The sequence below is a fragment of the Myroides sp. TSA_177.3 genome (genome assembly GCF_052691955.1).
The window spans coordinates 71379-92858 of the sequence record NZ_JBQZGD010000013.1 but is presented as its reverse complement, the minus strand read 5'-3'; the positions used below and the strand labels follow the sequence as shown (position 1 = coordinate 92858).

Genomic DNA, 21480 nt, shown 5'->3' with positions numbered 1-21480 from the left:
CGTTTCTTTTTTTGTTATAATTTAAAATAAAAGTAGTAACTTATGAAAGCTTTATTGGTAGTTGATTTACAAGTTGATTTTTTACCGAACGGAGCCTTAGCAGTGAAAGAGGGGGATGTAATTATTCCTTATATTAATGCAATACAAGATCGTTTCGATTTGATTGTTGCAACGCAAGATTGGCATCCTTTGGATCACCAAAGTTTTGCTTCTCAGCATCTCAATCAGGACGTATACGATGTGATTGAATTGCATGGGATACCACAGGTTTTATGGCCTGATCACTGCGTACAAGGAACGGAAGGAGCAGCATTTAGTCAAGCGTGGAAGAGTAATTCCGTCGCTGCTGTATTCCGAAAAGGAATGAATAAACAAGTCGACTCCTATAGCGGTTTTTACGATAACAATAAAATCGATTCGACAGGGCTTCTAGGTTTTCTGAAAGATAAACAAGTTACAGAAGTGTATGTTTGTGGTTTGGCAGCAGAATTTTGTGTGTTTTATACCGCAATGGATGCTAAGAATGCAGGGTTTAAAACCTATTTTTTGGATTTTGCAACGAAGCCAATTACGATGGAAGGACTGAAACAAGCAAAAGCGAAATTGATTGAGAATAATGTCGTTATCGTAAATGAAAGTGAAGAATTGAAGGTGTAAATGAAAAAATACAACGCGGCGAATTTTTTTAAACATACGTATTGTGAATGGACGGAAGTTCCAATGGAAGAAATAGCAGATAAAAAACCCAATTTTAAAAGTGAAAAAGGGAGTTGTTATTTCTTTGATGAACAAGGTATTTATAGATATGCAAATCATTGGGGGAGAGTTGCGAATTGTAGATGGAAATTGATTTCTGACAAACATGCAAATCAAGGGTATACAGTTGGTTATGCTCCTTGGGCTAGTTTTTATCCCAATGATGAAAGAGAAAATAACTATGTTATAAGTGTTAATTTTTTGCAAAAAGAAGTGACGTTTAAACATTATGCAAGTCTTAACGGTAGCGATGCGTTTCGCAGAAATGCCAAAGACACAGCAAAACGCATAAGCGAAATTAAGAAAGTACTTCTTTCGGATGAGTGGGCGAAATACATTACTCATCCCAATAAGGAAGAACTTCGACAATATTTAATTAACGGTCTCATCTGTACGAATAAAAGCTTGTTAGTATTAAAACGAGAATTTTTATCCCAAACTTGATGAAGGCAGCTAAGAAAAATAGGTATAATTAAAAAAGCAAAAAAAGATGAAAAAGATTACATTGATTGCAGCATTATTGTTAGGTAGTATGACAATTGCACATGCACAAAAAGGAAAATTAGTAGAAACACCAAAATTATCTGAAGATGTTGGAACAACGCCAATCAAAAAAGGAAACTGGATTGTTGGAGGTGCTTTAGGATCAACTGGATATAGTTTCGAAGAAGAGAGTTTTAATATTAATGTAACACCAAGAGCAGGTTATTTTATCTCTGATGGAATTGCAGTGGGTCTTGAGATTGGAACAGGGTTTCAAACAGTAAAAGACGGTGATAATATTTGGAGTTATAAAGTTATGCCGTTTGCAAGATACTATTTCCCAGAAGGAGCTAGTGCTACAGGACGTTTCTTTGGACAAGGTGCTGTTGGTATTTCAGGTGCTGAAGTTGCAGGAGAGAGCGATACATCTTTCGCATTTAATATTAATGCAGGGTATTCTCACTTCGTCTCTCGTAACGTTGCCTTAGAAGCAATTGTGGGATACAACTACAGTAAATCTAATCAAGCAAGTGCTTCTGCACATAATGGATTAGGATTATCTTTAGGTTTCCAAATTTTCTTAGGAAAATAATCAATTAACGATACTAAAAAGGGGCTCAACAGAGCCCCTTTTTTTATATAATTTAAACTGATTTTTTTGTTATTTAATAGGAATAAATAACAAAAATTAATCCGTGCATTCCATTAATAGTAAATCGCCACTTTCATAGGTGATACTGACTATACCATCTTCCAACACACTATTACTTGATCCTGTGCGAATGCCGAGTTCTAAGGCTTCATTCAACAAAGGGTACTTCAAATTAGATGTTGTAATTCCGCCAGCTTTCCCAACGGGAATCAAAGATAAAATACTATCCTTCGTATACCATTTTTTATAGGTAGAAGGTAATCTGAAAATTTTAGAATAATCATCGAGAATCACTATTTTCATGCTATCGCGGTACTTTACTAAAGTTGTAATATTCGTGAAGGTATGATCTGCTCTTTTACCTGTTGCCCAAATAACATTAGCTGCTGTTATTCCTTTGGTTAGCAAGAAATTTAATGCCTTTTCCAAATCTGTAGTTTCTTGATCGGGGCTGTGTATAATTTCTAAGGGATATTGTTTGGCAAGATATACGGTTGGATCAAAATCTCGATCAAAGTCTCCAATCAATACATCTACTTTGATATTCAGTTCAATAACTCGTTCTATCGCTTGATCTAATACTACAATATAAGGAGACCATTCCAGTAATTGATCTAGTAAATCTTGACTACATGCGGCCCCATTAGCAATAATTAAGGCAGGTTCTTGATCATCTCGAACGATGTGATGTGATGACATAAATTATTTCTTGTAATTGATAGAACAAAGTAAAACAATAAATCCTACTAAAAGTCTTTTTTTAGCGCGAAATAATAGATAACACGCAAAATAACTTTATCTTTGAAGCTATTAAAACAAGTAAGCAAAAAATGGATTTAGCACAAGAACAATGGTGGGAACAATATCAAAACGATAGCAACGCTGTTATGTTAGATGTTCGCACAGATGAAGAGGTAGAAGAAGTTTCAATTCCCAATGCAATCAATATTGATATCTATAAAGGTCAAGGTTTTTTAGATGCAGTAGAGCAATTGGATAAAACAAAGAACTACTACGTGTATTGTAAAGCAGGTGGAAGAAGTAACCAAGCTTGTATGTTGATGAACCAATTAGGGTTTGAAAACACCTTTAATTTACTTGGAGGAATTACGGAGTGGGAAGGACCAACCGTATAGAAAGTCAACATAAGTTGACTTTTTTGTTACAATAAAAATAAAATACGAAAGAATACGTATTTTTTCAATCCCTTATCGTCGTTGTATGACCCATATTCATTTTATCGTTAATCCTATTTCAGGAAAAGGTAAACACAATATTACAGAAGAACATATTAGAACTTTTTTTCCCAGTGAAAAATATAACGTTGTTGTTCATTTAACTACTCATAAAAAACACGCCATTGAATTAACCAAATTAGCGCTAACACAAGGGGCATCAATTGTTGTTGCATGTGGTGGGGATGGTACAATTCATGAGGTGGCTACTGAGTTAGTACATAAAGATGTGCTTTTTGGCGTAGTACCTGTTGGTTCAGGTAATGGACTAGCTTCTAATTTGTCGATTCCTAAAGATATTGATAAAGCCCTTGAAGTTATTCAAAGACAATCAGTTGTTGCTATGGATGTTGGCGTGTTGAATGGGGAGTACTTCTTTAGTAATATGGGATTTGGAATTGATGCAACCATTATTGAACAATATGAAAAATCAGGCAAGCGAAAATTGGGGTCCTATATTCGTGCTGCTTTAAATTCCGCTCAACATTATCAGGCGAAACAGATGCGTGTAACCTATAATGGAGTGACAAAAGAAGTAAATCCCTTGTTGTTGTTTATTTCCAACTCAAATGAAATGGGATATAACATGAGTCTGACGCCTCAAGCAAGCCTTACGGATGGGTTATTGGATTATTTAATGGTACCTAAAATTGGTATTTTAAAACAATTGACCTTTGGGTTATATGTTTTATTGAAAAAAACAGAAAAATTTAGACGAACAGATTATGTGCAAACAACCAAAATAGAGGTTGAAATTAAGCACAGTCCAAAGAATGGAGCACAAATAGATGGGGAATATTATGAATTTGATACCAACCATTTTGTAATCGAAGTCGCACAAAAGAGTTTAAAAGTTATTTGTTAGTACAAAATGGCTTTTTTATCATAAAAACAACACCGAATCGTGTAAAGAGTTATTTTAGAAAAGCGTACATTTGTACATCGTATATAAACATCAAAAAGTTAAAAAAAATATGAATTCATTTGACGTAGTTGTAATTGGTTCAGGGCCTGGTGGATATGTAGCTGCAATCCGTTGTGCCCAATTAGGTTTTAAAACTGCAATCGTAGAAAAATATGCAACATTAGGTGGAACTTGCTTAAACGTAGGTTGTATCCCTTCTAAAGCGTTGTTGGCATCTTCTCACATGGTAGAGGAGATGAAACACTTTGCAGAACACGGTATCGAAATTGCTGGTGATGTAAAAGTGGATTTAGCTAAAATGATTGAGCGCAAACAAGCTGTTGTAGACCAAACTTGTTCGGGAGTTAAATTCTTAATGGACAAGAACAGTATTACAGTATTCGAAGGAGTTGGATCATTTGAAAATGCAACTACAATTAATGTAACAAAGAACGATGGTTCTGTAGAACAATTTGAAGCAAAACACACTATTATTGCTACAGGTTCTAAACCATCAACTTTGCCATTTATCCAATTAGATAAAGAGCGTATTATTACTTCAACAGAGGCGTTAAAACTTCCTGAAGTACCAAAACACTTGATTATTATTGGTGGTGGTGTAATTGGATTGGAATTAGGTCAGGTTTATTTGAGATTAGGTGCTCAGGTATCTGTAGTAGAATTTGCTGATCGTATCCTTCCTACAATGGATGGTGCAGTTTCAAAAGAATTGACGAAAGTATTAAAGAAACAAGGAATGAAATTCTACACGTCACACAAAGTGCAAGGTGTTGTACGTGAAGGAGATGTAGTAAAAGTTTCTGCTGAAGATAAAAAAGGAGAAATCATCACATTAGAAGGTGATTACACGTTAGTAGCAGTAGGTCGTCGTCCATATACAGATGGATTGAATGCTGAAAAAGCGGGAGTAAAAGTAACGGAAAGAGGGCAAATTGAAGTGAATGATCACTTACAAACGACAGCTTCTAACATTTATGCAATTGGTGACGTAGTTCGTGGAGCAATGTTAGCACATAAAGCGGAAGAAGAAGGAGTTTTAGTAGCTGAATATTTAGCTGGTCAAAGACCACATATCAACTACAACTTGATTCCTGGTGTAGTTTACACTTGGCCAGAAGTTGCTGCTGTTGGAAAAACAGAAGAGCAATTAAAAGCAGAAGGTGTAGCATACAAAGTAGGTAGTTTCCCATTCAGAGCCTTAGGACGTTCTCGTGCTAGTGGTGATTTGGATGGACTAGTGAAAATTATCGCTGACCAAAATACAGACGAAGTTTTAGGAATTCACATGGTAGGTGCTCGTGCTGCTGATTTAATCGCAGAAGCAGTAACAGCTATGGAGTTTAGAGCTTCTGCTGAAGATATCTCAAGAATGTCTCATGCTCACCCAACGTTTGCAGAGGCTATTAAAGAGGCTGCTTTAGCTGCTACTGAAAACCGCGCATTACACGTATAGGTTAAGAGAAAATATGTTAAAAAAAGAGTCTAAATGTCTATTTAGACTCTTTTTTATTTTTAGTCATGCAAAAAAGAATATATTTGTTTTCTTAATTAATAAAACCAAAGCGAAATGAAAAAGATAATAGCGATTTTAGTAGGGAGTATCGCCCTAGCATCTTGTTCAAGTGATGATAATAAATCGTCTTCAGATGACCCTATTTTTTCTCAACCTTATGAAGAACTAAAGAGTTTAGATGAATTAGCTGTTGGCAAATATGCTTATATTGGAAATAAAATAGGAGATCGTAAAGTAGGAGTAGTTGGTGAAACAAGTAATTGTAAAAGAGTTGACTATTTAGTAGTACATAGAAATCCTACAACATCTGTATTAGATTCCATAACATATAATAATTTTCGTTTGGATAAAATTGAAGGAAGACTTGAATGTATGAGTATTTTTGAATTTCCACGTTTGTTACAAAAAAATGAACTTGTGCGTTCTGGTTATATGAGAACTTCTATCGAAGATGGGTATTTGAAACAGTTGTATAAAGATGATGGGAAAACAAAAGATGGAAAAAAATATGAAAGAAAAGATTATTTTAAAGGAGAAATAGAAATTGGATTTCAAGCAGGTTATTTAAGAATCGAAGATCGTCTTTCAGATTATAAACGTTTGAAAGATGAAAAAGTATATCTTTATTTTAAAAAATTGTAATTACAATAGTTGCAAAGCTTCCTTAATTTTAAAGGAAGCTTTTTTTATTAGCTAAGATTTCCAGATTGTTTTTATAACTTTGTGTTTTAACTAAGAGCATAGATTATGGATATAAAGGCATTGATTCATCATAACCTAGATGAATTATTGTATTTAGCGGATAAAAAAGGAGTCTTAAATACAGATTTGGTGGTGAAAATTGGAGCTTTTGTGGGGGCAGCTGTACTAAGAGGAAGGTTTGCAGACAAAAAAGAAGTAACAGAAGAAGAAATTAATGGTGTCTTTGGGATAGTAGGAGATTTCTGTAAGATGAGCTTTGGGCGTAGTTATACTAAAGTTCACTTTAAAAAAATGACAACAATGGCATTAGAACTCATACAAGAACCTACATTTGATACCGATGTAGAGGTTTTTATACAAGATTTACAGTCATAAATATTAAAAGAATAGAAAATATAGGGGATACTAGGGAACTAGTGTCCCTTTTTTTATTACTAAAGATTGAAAATCAGCCTTAAACATATCAGATAAAAAAGTTAAATCCTTGCATATCATCTAATCAACGCTTCATCCTTTGAATCTAAGGTGTTAATACATTTGCTAGATCAGGGCTAATGCGATATCTTGTACCTTTCGATAAAAATACTTAAATCAACATTTTACACCTATATAATGATTCGAATGAATAGAATAGCCCCTTTAGGAATTGGTTTGTTACTATTGACAGCCACTTTAGGGTATGGACAAAAGAAACCTTTAGATCACTCGGTATATGATCGTTGGGAAACGATTGCAAACAAACAATTTACGAGTGATGGAAAAGCAATCACTTATCAAATTGCACAACAAGAGGGGGATAAAACCTTAGTGCTTCAGTTTTTAGATCAAAAGAAAAAAGAAGTATTTCCTCGTGGAGAACAAGCAGCATTTACAGCTGATTCTAAATATATTGTTTTTGCTATTAGACCATTATATACAGATTTAAAGGCTGTAAAAAATAAGAAAAAGAAAGAAGACGAAATTGCTAAGGATTCATTAGCTATATACAATCTGACACAACAAACTATAGTGAAAATTCCACAGGTAAAATCGTTTAAATTACCACAAAAAGGAAATGGTGTTTTAGCTTATTTGTTAGAAAAAGAACAAGATACGGTTGGTGGAAAAAAGAAAAAAGCGGAGAAGAAAACAGATAAAAATGAACCTCTAACTCTTGTTGTACGCCAGTTGGAAACAGCGAAAGAGGAGCGTATTGCCAACGTGGTTTCGTACCATTTTGATGAAAAAGGAAATTATCTTGTTTATGTAACGGCTAATCCGGAACCAAAGAAAAAAGAGGACAAGAAAGAGGAAAATAAAGAAGAAGTAGCAGCAGAAGAAACTACTGTAACTACTACTCTTATAGATCAAGAATATGGAGCTTATGCTTTAGAAGTAAAAACAGGGAAGAAAACGGCATTATTACTTGGAGAAGGGAAATTTACCCAGTTCAACTTGGATAAAGAAGGGAAACAAGTGGTTTTTACCTATACAGCGGATGAAGAGAAAGCTTTGGTGAAAACATATACAATTTACCATGCTTCTTTGCCTAAAAAAGCTACTCCTTTAGTTGCTAATACAAGTAAAGGAATGCCTGAAAATTGGGTGGTATCAGAAAATTATACGCCTCAATTCAGTAAAAATGGAAAAAGATTATACTTTGGAATAGCGCCTCAACCAATTGCAAAGGATACTACTTTAATTGCTGATGATCACGCTATTGTTGATGTTTGGCATTATAAAGAAGATTATTTACAACCACAACAATTGGTCAATTTAGATAAAGATTTGAAGAAATCTTATTTAGCAACAATGAATCTTGCAAAAGTAAATGAGATTGTTGCCTTGGCAGATGAAACAGCAAATTATACGTCTTTGGTAGATGAAGGGGATGCAGCTATTGTATTTCAAGCATCTGATTACGGAAGACGTGTAGAAAAACAATGGAATATCTCAGGTGTAACATCGTATTATATTGTTGATGTACGTACAGGAGCACGCAAAGAGATTGTCAAAGATTTACCTGGAAGAGCGACCATATCTCCTAAAGGAACTGCTGTAGTATACTACAATAGTCAAGAGGCAAATTGGTATGTGTATGAAGTAAAAACGGGGATTACCAAACAATTGAATAAAGGGGTAACCGTATCTTTCGCTGAAGAAGAATTTGATATGCCTGATCTTCCTTCTGCTTATGGAATAAAAGGTTGGACAGATAACGACGAATCAGTGTTGATTGGAGATCGATATGATATATGGGAGTTTTACCTGAAAGGAAATAAAGCACCTCGCATGATTACCAATGGCTATGGACGTCAACATAATCTTACGTTTGATTTACTGCAATTAGATGATGAAAAGAAATCATTCAATCGAAATGAAAAAGCGATTGCAGCTGTATTGGATAATCAAACCAAAGACGCGGGTTATTTTTATGTGAATTTAAAAACAGGAGAGAATCCAACGAAGATTGTAGTTGAGAATTACGGCGGATTTACCTCATTGTCTAAAGCGAAAAATGCTTCTGTATACGCTGTTACAAAAGGGAATTTTACCCATTCGAATGATTTATATGTAGGAGAGCAATTAAACCTAATGACTCAACTAAGTCAGTTGAACCCACAACAAGAAGAATACAATTGGGGAACGAATGAGTTAGTACATTGGACAACACCTAATGGATATGAGGCAACCGGAGTTTTGTTTAAACCAGAAGATTTTGATGCAACGAAGAAATATCCGATGATTGTCTATTTCTACGAAAAACTATCGGATAATTTGAATCGTTATGAAGCACCAGCACCAACACCTTCTCGTTTAAATATTCCTTATTTTGTGAGTAATGGTTATTTGGTATTTACACCTGATATTAGTTATACAGATGGATTCCCAGGAAAAGCGGCAGAAGAGTTTATTAATTCCGGAGTAGAGTTTTTGAAAGAAAATGCTTGGGTTGATGGAGATAAAATAGGAATTCAAGGACAAAGCTGGGGTGGATATCAAGTAACGTATTTGGTTACGGTTACAGATATGTATGCAGCCGCTTGGGCAGGTGCTCCAGTAGCTAATATGACTTCGGCTTATGGTGGAATTCGTTGGGGAACAGGAATGAGTCGTCAATTCCAATATGAAAAAACACAAAGTAGAATTGGTAAAACACTTTGGGAAGGATATGATTTGTACATTGAGAACTCTCCTTTATTCAAAGTGCCAAATATAACAACACCTTTGGTAATTATGCACAACGATAACGATGGAGCAGTGCCTTGGTATCAAGGAATTGAAATGTTTATGGCGATGCGTCGATTGGAAAAACCAGTGTGGATGTTGAACTATAACGGAGATGAACACAATTTGATGAAACGTCAAAATAGAAAAGATATTCAAATTCGTCAACAACAGTTTTTTGATTATTACCTGAAAGGAGCACAAGCACCTGTATGGATGGTAAAAGGAGTTCCTGCTGTATTAAAAGGAAAAGATTGGGGATTTGATTTGACAACAGAAAGAGTGCAGTAAATCGCCAAAAGTAAGCATACAAAAAGGCCTAGAAGGATTCGTTCTTCTAGGCCTTTTGTTGTTTGTGAAATATTGTATTTCTTCCCAAAAAATAGTACGAGTGTACTAGGCACAAATACATTCTTATCTGTACATTTGCTACAAGAAGGGGACTTTGTTTCAAGGTCAGAAGACTTCGTTAAAGCTATGAAAAAAATTATTTTAGGGATGCTGCTTTTGCTGTGTGTGTCCTGTATGAATACCTCCTCTAATACGAATCCCAAACTTTCCTTTTACTATTGGAAGACGACTTTCTCTTTGGATCAAGTAGAAAAAGAGGCATTAACTAATTTGAATGTCAGTAAGCTGTATATTCGATATTTTGATATTGGATTGAAAAATGGAACGGCTATTCCTATTACGCCTATAGTATTTAAGGAAGCTGTGCCATTACTGGAAGTAGTTCCCGTTATTTATATTAAAAATGAAGTTGTTCTTAGTGAGCAATTAGAGGTGAAAAAACTGGCGAATCAAATTGTGGATTTCGTTATACAAATCAATGAACACAACAATATTGATAGTCAAGAAATTCAAATCGATTGTGATTGGACGTTGAATAGTAAAGAGCGCTTTTTTGCTTTAATTGACCAATTACACGAGGAAACGGAAATGAAAATATCTGCTACTGTTCGTTTACATCAGGTTAAATATGCATCAAAAACGGGAATCCCCAATGTGGATCGAGGAGTATTGATGTATTACAACATGGGACGTATTGCTTCCGATTCTTTAAATTCAATATACGATCGCGAAATTGCTCAAAAATACATTGGTGGATTACGAGATTATCCCTTGCAGTTGGATTATGCATTGCCTATTTATTCTTGGGTGGTTCACAGTAGAGATAATCAAGTGATTCGCTTAATCAGTCGTTTGCGAACTGCGGATTTGGCCCAGCAACCAAACGTAAAACAACAGCAGGCAAATCAATTTGTTGTTATGCAAGAAATGGAGGCATTCGGATTTGTGTTTCAGCCTGGTGATGTATTGAAGGTTGAAAGTATCTCAGCTGATCAACTCAAAGAAATGACAACAGATCTGTATCGAGCAAGTGGTACATGCCCTAAAGAAATAATATTATACGACTTAAATTCAAAAAATATCAATTACTATGATCAAGAAATCTTTAAAGAAATGGTACGTTGTAAGTAGCCTCGCCGCTTTGCTGGGAACAGGTATTTATACGTATGGTTGTGCTGATGGCTGGTGGAGCTATTCAAGTATCTCCAATTTTACACCAGAAGCCTTTGCGGATGAATCTTATAAACCCTTGTTTTTTGCTCCTTATGACCGTTTTTACAACGGTGGATATATGGACAATAGCTCCATGTTTAACGACGATATTGTAGCAGAATGGACGACTTATTTGCAAGGAAAATTGGAGCAAGCTGAGGTGAAAAAATACCTGTTGTCTAGTCAAGAAAATGCAGCAGAAATCGATCAATTATACGCTAACTTAAAAGGAAAGAAGTCGACAACTTGGAATTTAAAGGATGAACGCATTCAAAATTTCGTTACTTTTTTATACCATGCTAAAGCTATAGAAATGTATTCCAATGATACGTATAGCTATTGGAATTATGAATCACATGTAGCTACTTTAATGGAGGAAAATCAAGCCGATAAAGTAGAAAAAATATATAAAAATCTGAAGAGTAAGGATGCATTTTATGCCAATAGAATGTGGTTTCAAGTTATGAAAGCTAAGTTCTACTCAACGAATAGAGCAAGTGCGATTGCCTTTTTTAATGAAAGTGCAGCGAAACAACCAAAGAATAACTTGTATTATAGAGCATTGGGATATGTAGCTGGAGCTTATTACCAGGCAGGTGATTATGATCAATCTAACGTTTTATATGCGGAGATTTTTAATGCAAATCCTACCTTGCGTCAAGTAGCTTTATATAACTACAAACCAAGAGAAACGGAAAGTGTTAGAGCGTTAGTACAAACTATTCCGAATAAAGAAGTACAAGCTGCTTTATGGGCGATGCAAGGATATTACAGTAATGCAATGGATGCATTAAAAGAAGTTGTCGCAGTAGATAGCAAAAGTCCACATGCTAATTTTCTATTAACCCGTTGGGTAAATGAACAAGAAGCTTCCGTTTTACAATTCCGAGAGGAATCTTTCAAAACGAGCAAAGAATACTTTGGAAGTTTAAAGAAAAAAATTGACCAGCCTGGATTGGATTGGGTAAAGAAAATAGCAAAAGAAGAAAAAGTAGATAATCCAGCACTGTGGTATATGGCTAGTGGTTATTTAGCTATTTTTCAAGGGCAGTATAAAGAAGCAGACGAAGCTTTTGTAAAAGCAAAAAAAGAAGCGAAGGGAAATGCATTAGTTGAAAATCAAATTCGTCTATTTGGATTGATTAATCAAGTATCTCAAATCAAAAAAGTTGATGCCAAAGCTGAACAAGCTATCTTAGAAGATATGCAATGGATTTACAATGAGATTATACCAAAGGCTAATTGGGAAGATCCATTCCGTTATGATTACGCTTTGCATTGGGTTCGTCAGTATTTAGCTGCTATCTATGCAGAACAAGGAAATAACGTAATGAGTGAAATTATGTATTCAAACCTTGATTTTTACGGTAAAGTAGAACATACTGTAAAAATGGAGCAATTTTTACTTGCTACTAAAAAGACCAAGTTTGAACAACTGATGGTGGATAAATATCAATATAACTTGAGTGATATTTACGAAAGGAGAGCAATTAACTTGTTTTACCAAGATAAAATCGACCAAGCTATCGTAGAAATGAAAAAGGCAGAGCCTATAACAGCGACCTATGAGTATAGTGGAGAGTCTTATGTGAAAACCTATAAAAATACAGAATTACTTGGAAATCCATTCAATGGTAAGATTCAAGACTGTAATGATTGTGATCATATGGCGAAACAGAGTGTGAAATATACCAAATTGAGTTTCTTAGAAAAAATCAAAGAAATGCAAGATAAGATCGCGCAAGGGGAGGATGTCTTTAATAATGCGCTATTAGTTGGAAATGCTTTTTACAATGGAACCTATTACGGAAATGCACGTGTATTTTATTACAATGCTTTAGTCAATGAATATGGGAATTTCATTTCTCCTTCAGAGCGAAAATATTTGTTGAATATGGCATTGGCGAAGAAGTATTATGGCCTAGCTAAAAAAGCAGCAACGACAAAAGAACAAAAAGCTAAAATGGCTTATTTAGAAGCGAAGGTAGAACGCAATGAGTTTTACGCTAACCAGTATCAAAATAAAGATTACTATTGGGGAGCAGGCTGGGATGATCCGATGTTTAAAAAATGGAAGGGATTCCAAGAATTAGCAACGTTGTATAGTGATACCAAATACTACCAAGACGTAATCAATGAATGTGGTTATTTTAGAACCTATTTAGAAAAAAATCAGTAATAGAAACAAAAAAATCCAGAAAGTACTTTCTGGATTTTTTATTTTTAATTTTTTGCTAAAACCTGTTTCAATCGATTAATTGCAAACAATATTCATCGATGTAAGGCGGAAATTTCTCAGAAATGCTTCTGGCGCATTTTCTAGTTTCTCTAATTGATGTTTAGATAAAACAAAGTTAGTAATAACCCAGTTTTTTGTATCATACAACATAATTAGAAGCTCCTCATTCAATTGTTGAGAAGAAAGTTGAGCCATGTTTTGTTGTTTCTGCTCAATTCCTTGTTGATTGAAAAATAATTTTTTCATTTTCGGCTACTTTTTAAGAACGACAATCAATTTTTGTAAGGGGCTTTAATAGAATTAAATTGTAAGCGTTGTTTTGTTAGTGTAAAATTACTAAAAATAATTTTATTTTTAACTTAAAATCGTTAAAAACTGTATTTTGTTTCTTTTTATTTGAAATAGAATCTATTTTTTTTGAAAAAATGTATCATTTAATCCTTGATGGTTACTGCGTTGTTCAGTAGTTTTTCTTCTAAAAAAAGAAGAGGTAAAAAAAATATTTTTTTTGTATTTCCACCAATTATTTCCCTATTTGACACCTTTTTATGTTCTATAAAAGGCAAAAAAAGAGAAACAGAAGGAGAGAAATGATTTTATTTTTTTTAAAAAAATAGAAGAGGTGCAGTTGAATCAACATGAAAAAATCAAATCCTTGGAACTGAATTTTTTAAAAGAAAAAAGAATTTAATTTTTTCACTATAATAAAAGAGAAAAAGACTACTATTTGTGAAATATTAGTTATTTGTATCCTGATATGCAGGATGTTTTTGTTATTTTTGAGTAAAAATAAAAGACTTTGAAGAAACTACTTGTTAAAATAGGTAAAATAGTGGGTTGGATTGTGTTTTCAATCCTCGTTTTACTGATACTTTTAATTGTATTAGTGCAAATACCTTCTATTCAAAACGCAATAAAGGATAAAGCCATATCATTTGTTGAAAATAAAATTGGCACCCCTGTTCAATTGGATCGGATTGCCATTTCTTTCCCAAAAAAGATTGTAGTCAAAGGACTATATCTAGAATCTCAAGAGCAAGATACTTTAGTTTATGTAAACCATTTAGGCGTAGATATTGGCCTATGGGGGTTGTTGAATAACCAAGTCAATATAAACGCAATTGATTTGGATGGGGTAAAGGCTAATATCCAAAGGGATACCTTGCAGCGTTTTAACTTTGATTATATCATAGAAGCATTTGCTTCAGAAGATGAAAAAGAAGATACACCTTCAACCATGGCTATTTCTGTGGGACAAATCAATCTTAGCGCTATTGCACTGAAATTTGATGATGAATACGATGGCCATCATGTTGATTTTAAACTAAATCAATTTGTTACGCGATTTAGAGATTTTGATTTAGATCAGATGCGATTCGCCTTACCTGTTATTTCTTCTGATGGATTAGATTTAGTATACCATAAGGAAAAACCATTTGGTGAACGAGAAGTGCCTCAAGAACAAGAACTGGAGAAAGACACAACTATTCCGTCGAAACCTATCGATCTGACAATTGGAGTTGTTGAATTGACTAAAACCAAAATTGATTACCAAAGCATCGAAGATTATATTCAGGCCTTTTTATCCTTAGATGAGTTTAAATTGTCTTTGAATAAAATGAACCTGGAAAAACAACAGATAGACATTGAGGATATTACGTGGAATAAAACGGTAGCCAATGTTCGATTCTTACCGCGTAAGGTAGTGCCTGAAACTACTCCCACAACTGCTGTTACTAATGATACTTTGGCTACAGATACACCAGCAAAATTGGGGTGGAATCTAGCTATTAGAAATTTAGGAATCAAAGATTTCAATGCGAAATACGATGATGATAACCACAAGCGTACACCAGAAGGGATAGATGCTAATCACATCGGAATTGAGTCTTTAAATTTTAGTTTAAAAGATTTTCAATACACAGATGCAGGATTGAATGGAAATTTACAACAATTCTCTTTTAAAGAACAAAGCGGATTTACAGTAGACAATATAAAGGCCTATTTTCAATATGGTCAACAAGCGTCTTTTGTGAAAAATCTAAGCATAGAAACACCCAATACTCAGTTTTATACAACTGCTGTATTTAATTACAATAGCCTAGATCAATTACAAGATGAATTAGGCCAACTGTCAACTGATGTGGTGATTTCAAATTCTCATTTGGGATTAAAAGATGCTTATTTATTACTGCCAGATGTTTTTAAAGCGAATGGCTTGACCAAATTGAGTCAGGAGAAAATTAAAGTAGAATTGATTGCTAAGGGATTGGTGAATGACTTGAACATTGAAAAGTTATATGTCAATATGTTAGGGTCTACTTTTTTAAATGCAGAAGGAAAAGTTCGAAATTTACCAGATGCAGCAAAAGCCTATATTGATTTTACAATCAAAGATTTCCAAACATCAGCAAAGGATATCAAGCTTATTGCACCTCCAAAAACGTTGCCGGATAATATTGAAATTCCAGCGTTAATTAGTTTTACCGGAAAAGCAAAAGGAACACAACAAGACATAGCGAGTACGTTTAAGTTAAAAACGAGTTTAGGATCTATCGACTTTGATGGTTCTTTTGATCAACGTATCAAGAATAAAGAGAAATATCGCGCCAATCTAACAGTTGATAAACTGAATGTAGGTCGTTTAATTAAAAACGATTCGATCGGAATTGTAAGCATGCAAGCGAAAATAGATGGAATGAGTTTTGAACCATCGAAGGCACAAGCGAAGGCATTTATAAAATTAGATCAAGCGGAGTACAATGGGTATACCTATAAAGATATTCTACTGGATGGACAGCTATCTAATGGAGAATATGCGGTAACTACACATAATACAGATCCGAATCTTGATTTTGATTTAAAAGCTGCGGGTACATGGACCAATCAAGCGTTGAGTTTGGATTTACTTGCTGATTTAAAGAAGATTGACTTGTATCAACTGCACTTGAATCAGGAGCCCTCAACGGTTTCAGGTCGTGTAGAAGTGGCAATGCCGAATATCTTACCAGATAGTTTGGTGGGAACAGCAACAATTAGCGACTTAAGCTTTAATGCATTAAGTCGATCATTTAGATTGCAACCGATTCAATTCACGGCAGAAGCGGAAGCTTCTCATCGCAAGATGAATCTAACCTCTCAAGTAGTAGATTTCGAAATGGAAGGGGATTATCTCTTGACTCAATTAGGAGATGCGATTACTCAGACTATTAATAAATACTATAAGATTAGTGCAACGGAGAAAAAAGAAGAAGTAAAATCCAAAGGAAAAGAAACACCAAAAGAAACGGAGAAAACGCCAATAAAACAGCAGTATTTCACCTATCAGTTGCGTGTTAAAAATGATCCTATTTTTCAAAAAATAGTGCCTGAGTTAAAGGAAATACAGCCTATTGTATTTGGAGGAGTCTACAGGCAAAAGGATGACTATTTGACGTTGAAAGGAGAAATTCCAGCGGTAGAATATGGAGATATCACAGTGGAGGCTATTACCTTGGATGTGCAACCGAATGCTTTTGCTTTGGAATATAAATTAGCGATTAAGAGTATTTCTAATGCTTCTTTTAGTATTAGACGAATGGTTTTAGATGGATTTGCTAAGGATAATCTACTTGATTTTAATTTCAAACTACTGGATAAAGAAGATAAAACCTGCTACCTGATTGGTGCAGAGCTGCTTGCGGAGGAAACGCAACAACAGTTGCACATGAAAGAAGGGAGTTTTATCTTAGATTATACTCCTTGGACGGTTAATCCAGCGAATCGTATTGTATTTGGTGATAAAGGATTTTATGCGAAAGATTTTGAGTTAGGCTACCAAAAAAGCCTTATTCGCTTAGCTTCAGAGGAAGAGAAAATGAATAGCCCATTGGCTGTGAATTTTGAAAACTTTAGTATTGAAGCGATAACGAAGATGATTCAGAAGGATAAGTTATTGGCAGGGGGAACTATTAATGGAGAAATTCACCTCAAGGACTTAACTTCTGATTTCCGATTTGTTTCGGATATTGATATCACAGATTTAGCAGTATATGAAATCGGATTAGGAAATCTTCATATTGGAGTGTCTAACCAGTCTTTGAGCCAGTATGCAGCCAATATAGTTTTAGAAGGAAAAGAAAACAAAATCAGATTGTTTGGTGTAACGGATGTAGACCAACAAAGTTTAGATTTGAAACTAGCAATAGATAAATTCCAATTGGAGGCTCTGGAGCATTTCAGTATGGGGAACTTGAGCAATGCGCAAGGGTATTTGTCTGGACAAATCGCACTAGGCGGAAAATATGATAAACCTACGATTTTAGGTGGATTAGATTTCAATTCAATTGGTTTCCATGTCAATCCAATTAATGCGGATTTTAAAGATATCAATGAAAAAATAGCGTTTACAGCACGCGGTATTGAATTAGATAAATTCAGTGTTACGGATTCGGAAGGTAACTTGCTTGTTATTGATGGGCAGATCCTTACTCAAACCTATTCTGATTTTAAATTTAATTTAGATATTAAAGCAGTCGATTTCCAAGCAGTAAACTCAACATCGAAAGATAATGATATGTACTATGGAACCTTGCTTTTTGATTCAAACCTTAAAATTAGAGGGGACTTAAATACGCCTAAAGTAACAGGACAAATTAGTATTGGTAAAAAGACCGATTTTACCATGGTTATGCCACAAGAAGATCCTTCTATCGCCGATCGAGAGGGAATTGTGGAATTTATTGATGAAGAGAGTTTACGACAAGCAGAATTGTTGAAATACCAGGATGATTTTAATCAGTCTACCTTGAAAGGAATGGATGTTTCAGTATCCATCATTGTAGATAAAGAAGCTACTTTTACCATGATTATGGATAAGAGCAGTGGTGATAAAATTGTACTAAAAGGAGAAGGTGATATTGTCGGAGGAATTGATCAATCAGGAAAAGTTTCCTTGACAGGACGTTATGAGTTTTCAGAGGGATCTTATGATTTATCATTTAATTTCTTGAAGCGTAAATTCTTAGTTGAAAAAGGAAGTTCCATTACCTTTGCGGGTGACCCAACGGATGCAATCCTTAACTTAACGGCTATTTACGAAACAAAAACAGCCCCAATTGATTTATTGCAGAATCAATTGGCAGCACTTTCACCAACTCAACAAAACATGTATAAACAACAGCTGCCTTTCCAAGCATTGTTAATGATGAAAGGCGAATTGTTGAAACCAGAAATTTCATTTGATATTCGATTGAAAGATGGGGTTACAAGTGCTTCTGGAGATGTGATTTCCAATACAAAATCAAGATTAGAACAGATTAGAGCAAATGAATCTGAATTGAATAAACAAGTATTTGCCCTATTGTTATTGAATCATTTTATAGGGGATAACCCTTTTGAAAGTAGCATGGGTGGATTAAGTGCAGGAACAATGGCTCGTCAAAGTGTAAACCGATTATTGTCAGATCAATTGAATAACCTCGCTAGTAACTTGATTCAAGGGGTAGAGTTAAACTTTAATCTAGAATCAACAGAAGATTTCTCTTCTGGTTCGAGAGAAAATAGAACAGATTTGAATGTTGCAGTTTCGAAGCGTTTGTTTTCAGATCGTTTGAAAGTAACCGTTGGAAGTAGTTTTGAAGTAGAAGGAAATCAACGCCAAAATGAACAAGCGGCAAATATCGCAGGAGATATTGAGCTAGAGTATGCCTTATCTAAAGATGGCCGTTATTTAATGCGTGTATATCGCAAAAACCAATACGAAGTAGCCTTGCAAGGACAGGTGATAGAAACGGGAGTAGGTTTTATTATTACCATGAGTTATGAGCATTTTAGAGAATTATTTGAACGCTCTAAAGACAAAAGACAATTGAAAAAACAGATAAGAGATGAAGCTAAAAAAGAAGAATAGTGTCCTATTATTGACCATAACTGGAATTGCAGGATTCTTTATAAGCTCATGTAGTTCCACGAAATATATTCCGGAGGATGATGCCTTGTACACCAAAGGCATTGTTGAATTAGAAGAAACGGAACTAGGGAAATCCAAGCAAAAAGAAATTGAAGAATCTCTGGAATCGCTCTTGCGTCCAGAACCGAATAGTTCTTTTTTAGGATTTCGCCCTAAATTGTTTTTTTACAATTTAGGTGGAGATCCAACGAAAACCAATAAAGTAAGGCGTTGGATGCGCAATTCTCTTGGTGAGCCTCCAGTGCTTTTCAGTCAAGTAGATTTGGAACACAACCGTGCTATTTTGGTCAATCGCATGGAAAACGATGGATATTTTAATGTTCGCGTGAAGGCGGATACACTCAAAGTAAGTGAAAAGAAAAAAGCAGCTCAATATACCATTGTACCAGGAACGCAGTTTACAATCAACGATGTTACGTTTTTGAATGATTCAACTCCGTTACAACAAGCTATTTACGACGCGGGAAATCGATGGACAAGATTAAGAAAAGACAAACCCTATAATCTGGAACAGATTAAAGAGGAACGCGTTCGATTTGATAACTATGTGAAAAATAAAGGATACTATTATTTTAGCCCAAATAACCTGTTAGTACAAGTCGATAGTACAGTAGGGAATCACAAGGTTAATCTATTTGTCAAAGTAAAAGAAGATACGCCTGTATTGGCTACGAAAGCATATACAATTAATAAGGTCTATATTTTCTCTGATTATTCTTTGGCTGACACGGATATTAAACGCGATATAAAAACGGCTCAAACCTATAAAGGATTTGAAATCATTGATCCTAAAAATAAATTTAAACCGAGCATCTATGATCGAACAGTTTATTTAGAAGAAGGCGAACTCTATAATCGAAATGACCACAATTTATCCTTGAATCGCTTGGTTAACCTAGGAGTTTTTAAATATGTAAAAAACCAGTTTGAATTAGCAGATACAGTAAATAATAAATTAGATGTTTACTATTTTCTAACACCAGATAATCCGAAATCCATTCGATTAGAGCTGTTGGGAAAAACAAACTCAGCCAGCTATAGTGGAGCGGAGTTAAATGTAAACTGGAGTCATAAAAACTTCTTGAAGGGAGCGGAATTGTTTTCCGTATCGGCTTATGGAGGAGCTGATTTCCAAATGTCTTCTAAAAACAAAGGATATAATGTCTACAAAGCCGGATTGGAAGCGAGTCTAACTTGGCCTCGTTTAATAGCTCCAGGTAATTTCCATTCGTCTAGTGGATATATCCCGCGTACAAAAGCAACGTTAGGAGGAGAATATTTAGAACGCAGCCAATTGTATTCGTTGACTTCTTTCAAAGGTTCTTGGGGATATATGTGGAAGGAAAATGTAAGGAAAGAGCATCATTTTAATGCGTTAGAAGTAAACTATGTAACGCCACAAAATGTAACAGATTTATACCGAGAAACAGCCGCAGGAAATCCATCTTTAGAAAGGGTATTGGATAAGCAATTGATTTTTGGACCTACGTATACTTATACGTATACCAATACCATGAACCAATACAAGAAACATACCATCTACTACCGTGGAGGTTTGGATTTCTCTGGAAATATTACAGGATTAATCATGGGAGCTGATGTAGATAAGGATAAAGAAAAATCCATCTTAGGCGTACCTTTTAGTCAATATGTGAAAACAGAACATGACTTTAGACATTATTTAAAGTTGAGTAGAACCTCTCAATTGGTGAGTCGTGTTCATGCTGGAATTGGGTATGCTTATGGGAATTCGAAGAACTTACCTTATACTAAGCAATTTTATGTAGGAGGATCAAATAGTATACGTGCATTTAGAGCGCGAACGTTAGGACCAGGAAGTTTTGATCCGAGTTCATTCGATGCTAAATTTATTCCAGATCAATCAGGAGACATGTTGTTAGAGTTCAACTTTGAATACCGAAAAAAATTAGTGAGTATTATTCACGGAGCTTTGTTTATTGATGGAGGAAATATTTGGAACCTAAATGAGGTGTCTGATAGACCAGGAGGGAAGATATCAGGTGATTTTTATAAAGAAATAGCTTTAGGAGCTGGAGCTGGACTTCGCTTTGATATTACATTTTTGGTGGTTCGTTTTGATTTTGCCTTCCCGCTTCGTGTACCTTATAATGAACCAGGAGAACGTTGGGTGGTAAAAGATATTAATTTTGGAAGTGGAAAATGGAGAAAAGACAACCTCATGTTCAACTTGGCAATTGGGTATCCATTCTAGTATTTGGGGAATATCTACCCAC

General features: G+C 34.8%; 15 protein-coding genes. 13 read left to right on the top strand and 2 right to left on the bottom strand.

The window, feature by feature from the left end; all coding sequences use genetic code 11:
• Positions 1–42: 42 nt before the first annotated feature.
• From pncA to ACUTSE_RS12750, 3 genes are read left to right on the top strand one after another with little or no spacing between them, the layout of a single operon-like run.
• Positions 43–657: a bifunctional nicotinamidase/pyrazinamidase gene (gene pncA / locus ACUTSE_RS12760; protein WP_445640496.1), complete on the top strand. Its 615-nt coding sequence runs from the start codon at positions 43–45 to the stop codon at positions 655–657.
• Positions 658–1200 carry a hypothetical protein gene (locus ACUTSE_RS12755; protein ID WP_445640495.1) on the top strand — a complete coding sequence of 181 codons (543 nt, stop codon included), beginning with the start codon at positions 658–660 and terminating at the stop codon, positions 1198–1200.
• 46 nt (positions 1201–1246) lie between these two features.
• On the top strand, positions 1247–1831 hold the full coding sequence (locus ACUTSE_RS12750; protein WP_002985967.1) for an outer membrane beta-barrel protein: 585 nt from the start codon (positions 1247–1249) through the stop codon (positions 1829–1831).
• 96 nt (positions 1832–1927) lie between these two features.
• Here ACUTSE_RS12750 and ACUTSE_RS12745 read toward each other — a convergent pair whose 3' ends face one another.
• Positions 1928–2590, bottom strand: a complete 663-nt coding sequence (locus ACUTSE_RS12745; protein ID WP_445640494.1) for a thiamine diphosphokinase — start codon at positions 2588–2590, stop codon at positions 1928–1930.
• A 131-nt stretch (positions 2591–2721) separates the two neighbouring features.
• Between ACUTSE_RS12745 and ACUTSE_RS12740 the strand changes: the two genes are divergently transcribed.
• From ACUTSE_RS12740 to ACUTSE_RS12705, 8 genes are all read left to right on the top strand, one after another.
• Positions 2722–3027: a rhodanese-like domain-containing protein gene (locus tag ACUTSE_RS12740; protein ID WP_353100330.1), complete on the top strand. Its 306-nt coding sequence runs from the start codon at positions 2722–2724 to the stop codon at positions 3025–3027.
• An 85-nt stretch (positions 3028–3112) separates the two neighbouring features.
• On the top strand, positions 3113–3991 hold the full coding sequence (locus tag ACUTSE_RS12735) for a diacylglycerol/lipid kinase family protein (RefSeq protein WP_445640493.1): 879 nt from the start codon (positions 3113–3115) through the stop codon (positions 3989–3991).
• Between the two features lie 109 nt (positions 3992–4100).
• Complete coding sequence (lpdA, locus tag ACUTSE_RS12730; RefSeq protein WP_002985960.1) at positions 4101–5504, top strand: dihydrolipoyl dehydrogenase; 1404 nt, start codon at positions 4101–4103, stop codon at positions 5502–5504.
• A gap of 114 nt (positions 5505–5618) precedes the next feature.
• Entirely contained in the window at positions 5619–6206 is a 588-nt protein-coding gene (locus ACUTSE_RS12725; RefSeq protein WP_445640492.1) for a hypothetical protein, read from the top strand.
• Between the two features lie 105 nt (positions 6207–6311).
• Entirely contained in the window at positions 6312–6641 is a 330-nt protein-coding gene (locus ACUTSE_RS12720; RefSeq protein ID WP_002985955.1) for a hypothetical protein, read from the top strand.
• 246 nt (positions 6642–6887) lie between these two features.
• Complete coding sequence (locus tag ACUTSE_RS12715) at positions 6888–9764, top strand: alpha/beta hydrolase family protein (RefSeq protein WP_445640491.1); 2877 nt, start codon at positions 6888–6890, stop codon at positions 9762–9764.
• Positions 9765–9950: 186 nt separating this feature from the next.
• A complete protein-coding gene (locus ACUTSE_RS12710; RefSeq protein WP_445640490.1) occupies positions 9951–10955 on the top strand; it encodes a hypothetical protein in 1005 nt (334 codons plus the stop codon).
• On the top strand, positions 10915–13215 hold the full coding sequence (locus tag ACUTSE_RS12705) for a tetratricopeptide repeat protein (protein WP_445640489.1): 2301 nt from the start codon (positions 10915–10917) through the stop codon (positions 13213–13215). The genes ACUTSE_RS12710 and ACUTSE_RS12705 overlap by 41 nt, the downstream gene beginning before the upstream one ends.
• A 75-nt stretch (positions 13216–13290) precedes the next feature.
• Here the strand turns inward: ACUTSE_RS12705 and ACUTSE_RS12700 are convergent, their stop codons facing one another.
• Positions 13291–13521 (bottom strand): hypothetical protein, encoded by a 231-nt coding sequence (locus tag ACUTSE_RS12700; RefSeq protein WP_115090834.1) that lies wholly within the window; start codon positions 13519–13521, stop codon positions 13291–13293.
• A 553-nt stretch (positions 13522–14074) separates the two neighbouring features.
• Between ACUTSE_RS12700 and ACUTSE_RS12695 the strand changes: the two genes are divergently transcribed.
• Both ACUTSE_RS12695 and tamL read left to right on the top strand, forming a co-directional pair.
• Positions 14075–19165, top strand: a complete 5091-nt coding sequence (locus ACUTSE_RS12695) for a translocation/assembly module TamB domain-containing protein (protein ID WP_445640488.1) — start codon at positions 14075–14077, stop codon at positions 19163–19165.
• Positions 19143–21458 carry a translocation and assembly module lipoprotein TamL gene (gene tamL / locus ACUTSE_RS12690; RefSeq protein ID WP_445640487.1) on the top strand — a complete coding sequence of 772 codons (2316 nt, stop codon included), beginning with the start codon at positions 19143–19145 and terminating at the stop codon, positions 21456–21458. The genes ACUTSE_RS12695 and tamL overlap by 23 nt, the downstream gene beginning before the upstream one ends.
• Positions 21459–21480: the final 22 nt, after the last annotated feature.

Excerpts from the sequence above, each read along its gene's own strand:
- pncA (WP_445640496.1), top strand. The coding sequence starts at position 43 with ATGAAAGCTTTATTGGTAGTTGATTTACAAGTTGATTTTTTACCGAAC.
- ACUTSE_RS12755 (WP_445640495.1), top strand. The coding sequence starts at position 658 with ATGAAAAAATACAACGCGGCGAATTTTTTTAAACATACGTATTGTGAA.
- ACUTSE_RS12750 (WP_002985967.1), top strand. The coding sequence starts at position 1,247 with ATGAAAAAGATTACATTGATTGCAGCATTATTGTTAGGTAGTATGACA.
- ACUTSE_RS12745 (WP_445640494.1), bottom strand. The coding sequence starts at position 2,590 with ATGTCATCACATCACATCGTTCGAGATGATCAAGAACCTGCCTTAATT.
- ACUTSE_RS12740 (WP_353100330.1), top strand. The coding sequence starts at position 2,722 with ATGGATTTAGCACAAGAACAATGGTGGGAACAATATCAAAACGATAGC.
- ACUTSE_RS12735 (WP_445640493.1), top strand. The coding sequence starts at position 3,113 with ATGACCCATATTCATTTTATCGTTAATCCTATTTCAGGAAAAGGTAAA.
- lpdA (WP_002985960.1), top strand. The coding sequence starts at position 4,101 with ATGAATTCATTTGACGTAGTTGTAATTGGTTCAGGGCCTGGTGGATAT.
- ACUTSE_RS12725 (WP_445640492.1), top strand. The coding sequence starts at position 5,619 with ATGAAAAAGATAATAGCGATTTTAGTAGGGAGTATCGCCCTAGCATCT.
- ACUTSE_RS12720 (WP_002985955.1), top strand. The coding sequence starts at position 6,312 with ATGGATATAAAGGCATTGATTCATCATAACCTAGATGAATTATTGTAT.
- ACUTSE_RS12715 (WP_445640491.1), top strand. The coding sequence starts at position 6,888 with ATGAATAGAATAGCCCCTTTAGGAATTGGTTTGTTACTATTGACAGCC.
- ACUTSE_RS12710 (WP_445640490.1), top strand. The coding sequence starts at position 9,951 with ATGAAAAAAATTATTTTAGGGATGCTGCTTTTGCTGTGTGTGTCCTGT.
- ACUTSE_RS12705 (WP_445640489.1), top strand. The coding sequence starts at position 10,915 with ATGATCAAGAAATCTTTAAAGAAATGGTACGTTGTAAGTAGCCTCGCC.
- ACUTSE_RS12700 (WP_115090834.1), bottom strand. The coding sequence starts at position 13,521 with ATGAAAAAATTATTTTTCAATCAACAAGGAATTGAGCAGAAACAACAA.
- tamL (WP_445640487.1), top strand. The coding sequence starts at position 19,143 with ATGAAGCTAAAAAAGAAGAATAGTGTCCTATTATTGACCATAACTGGA.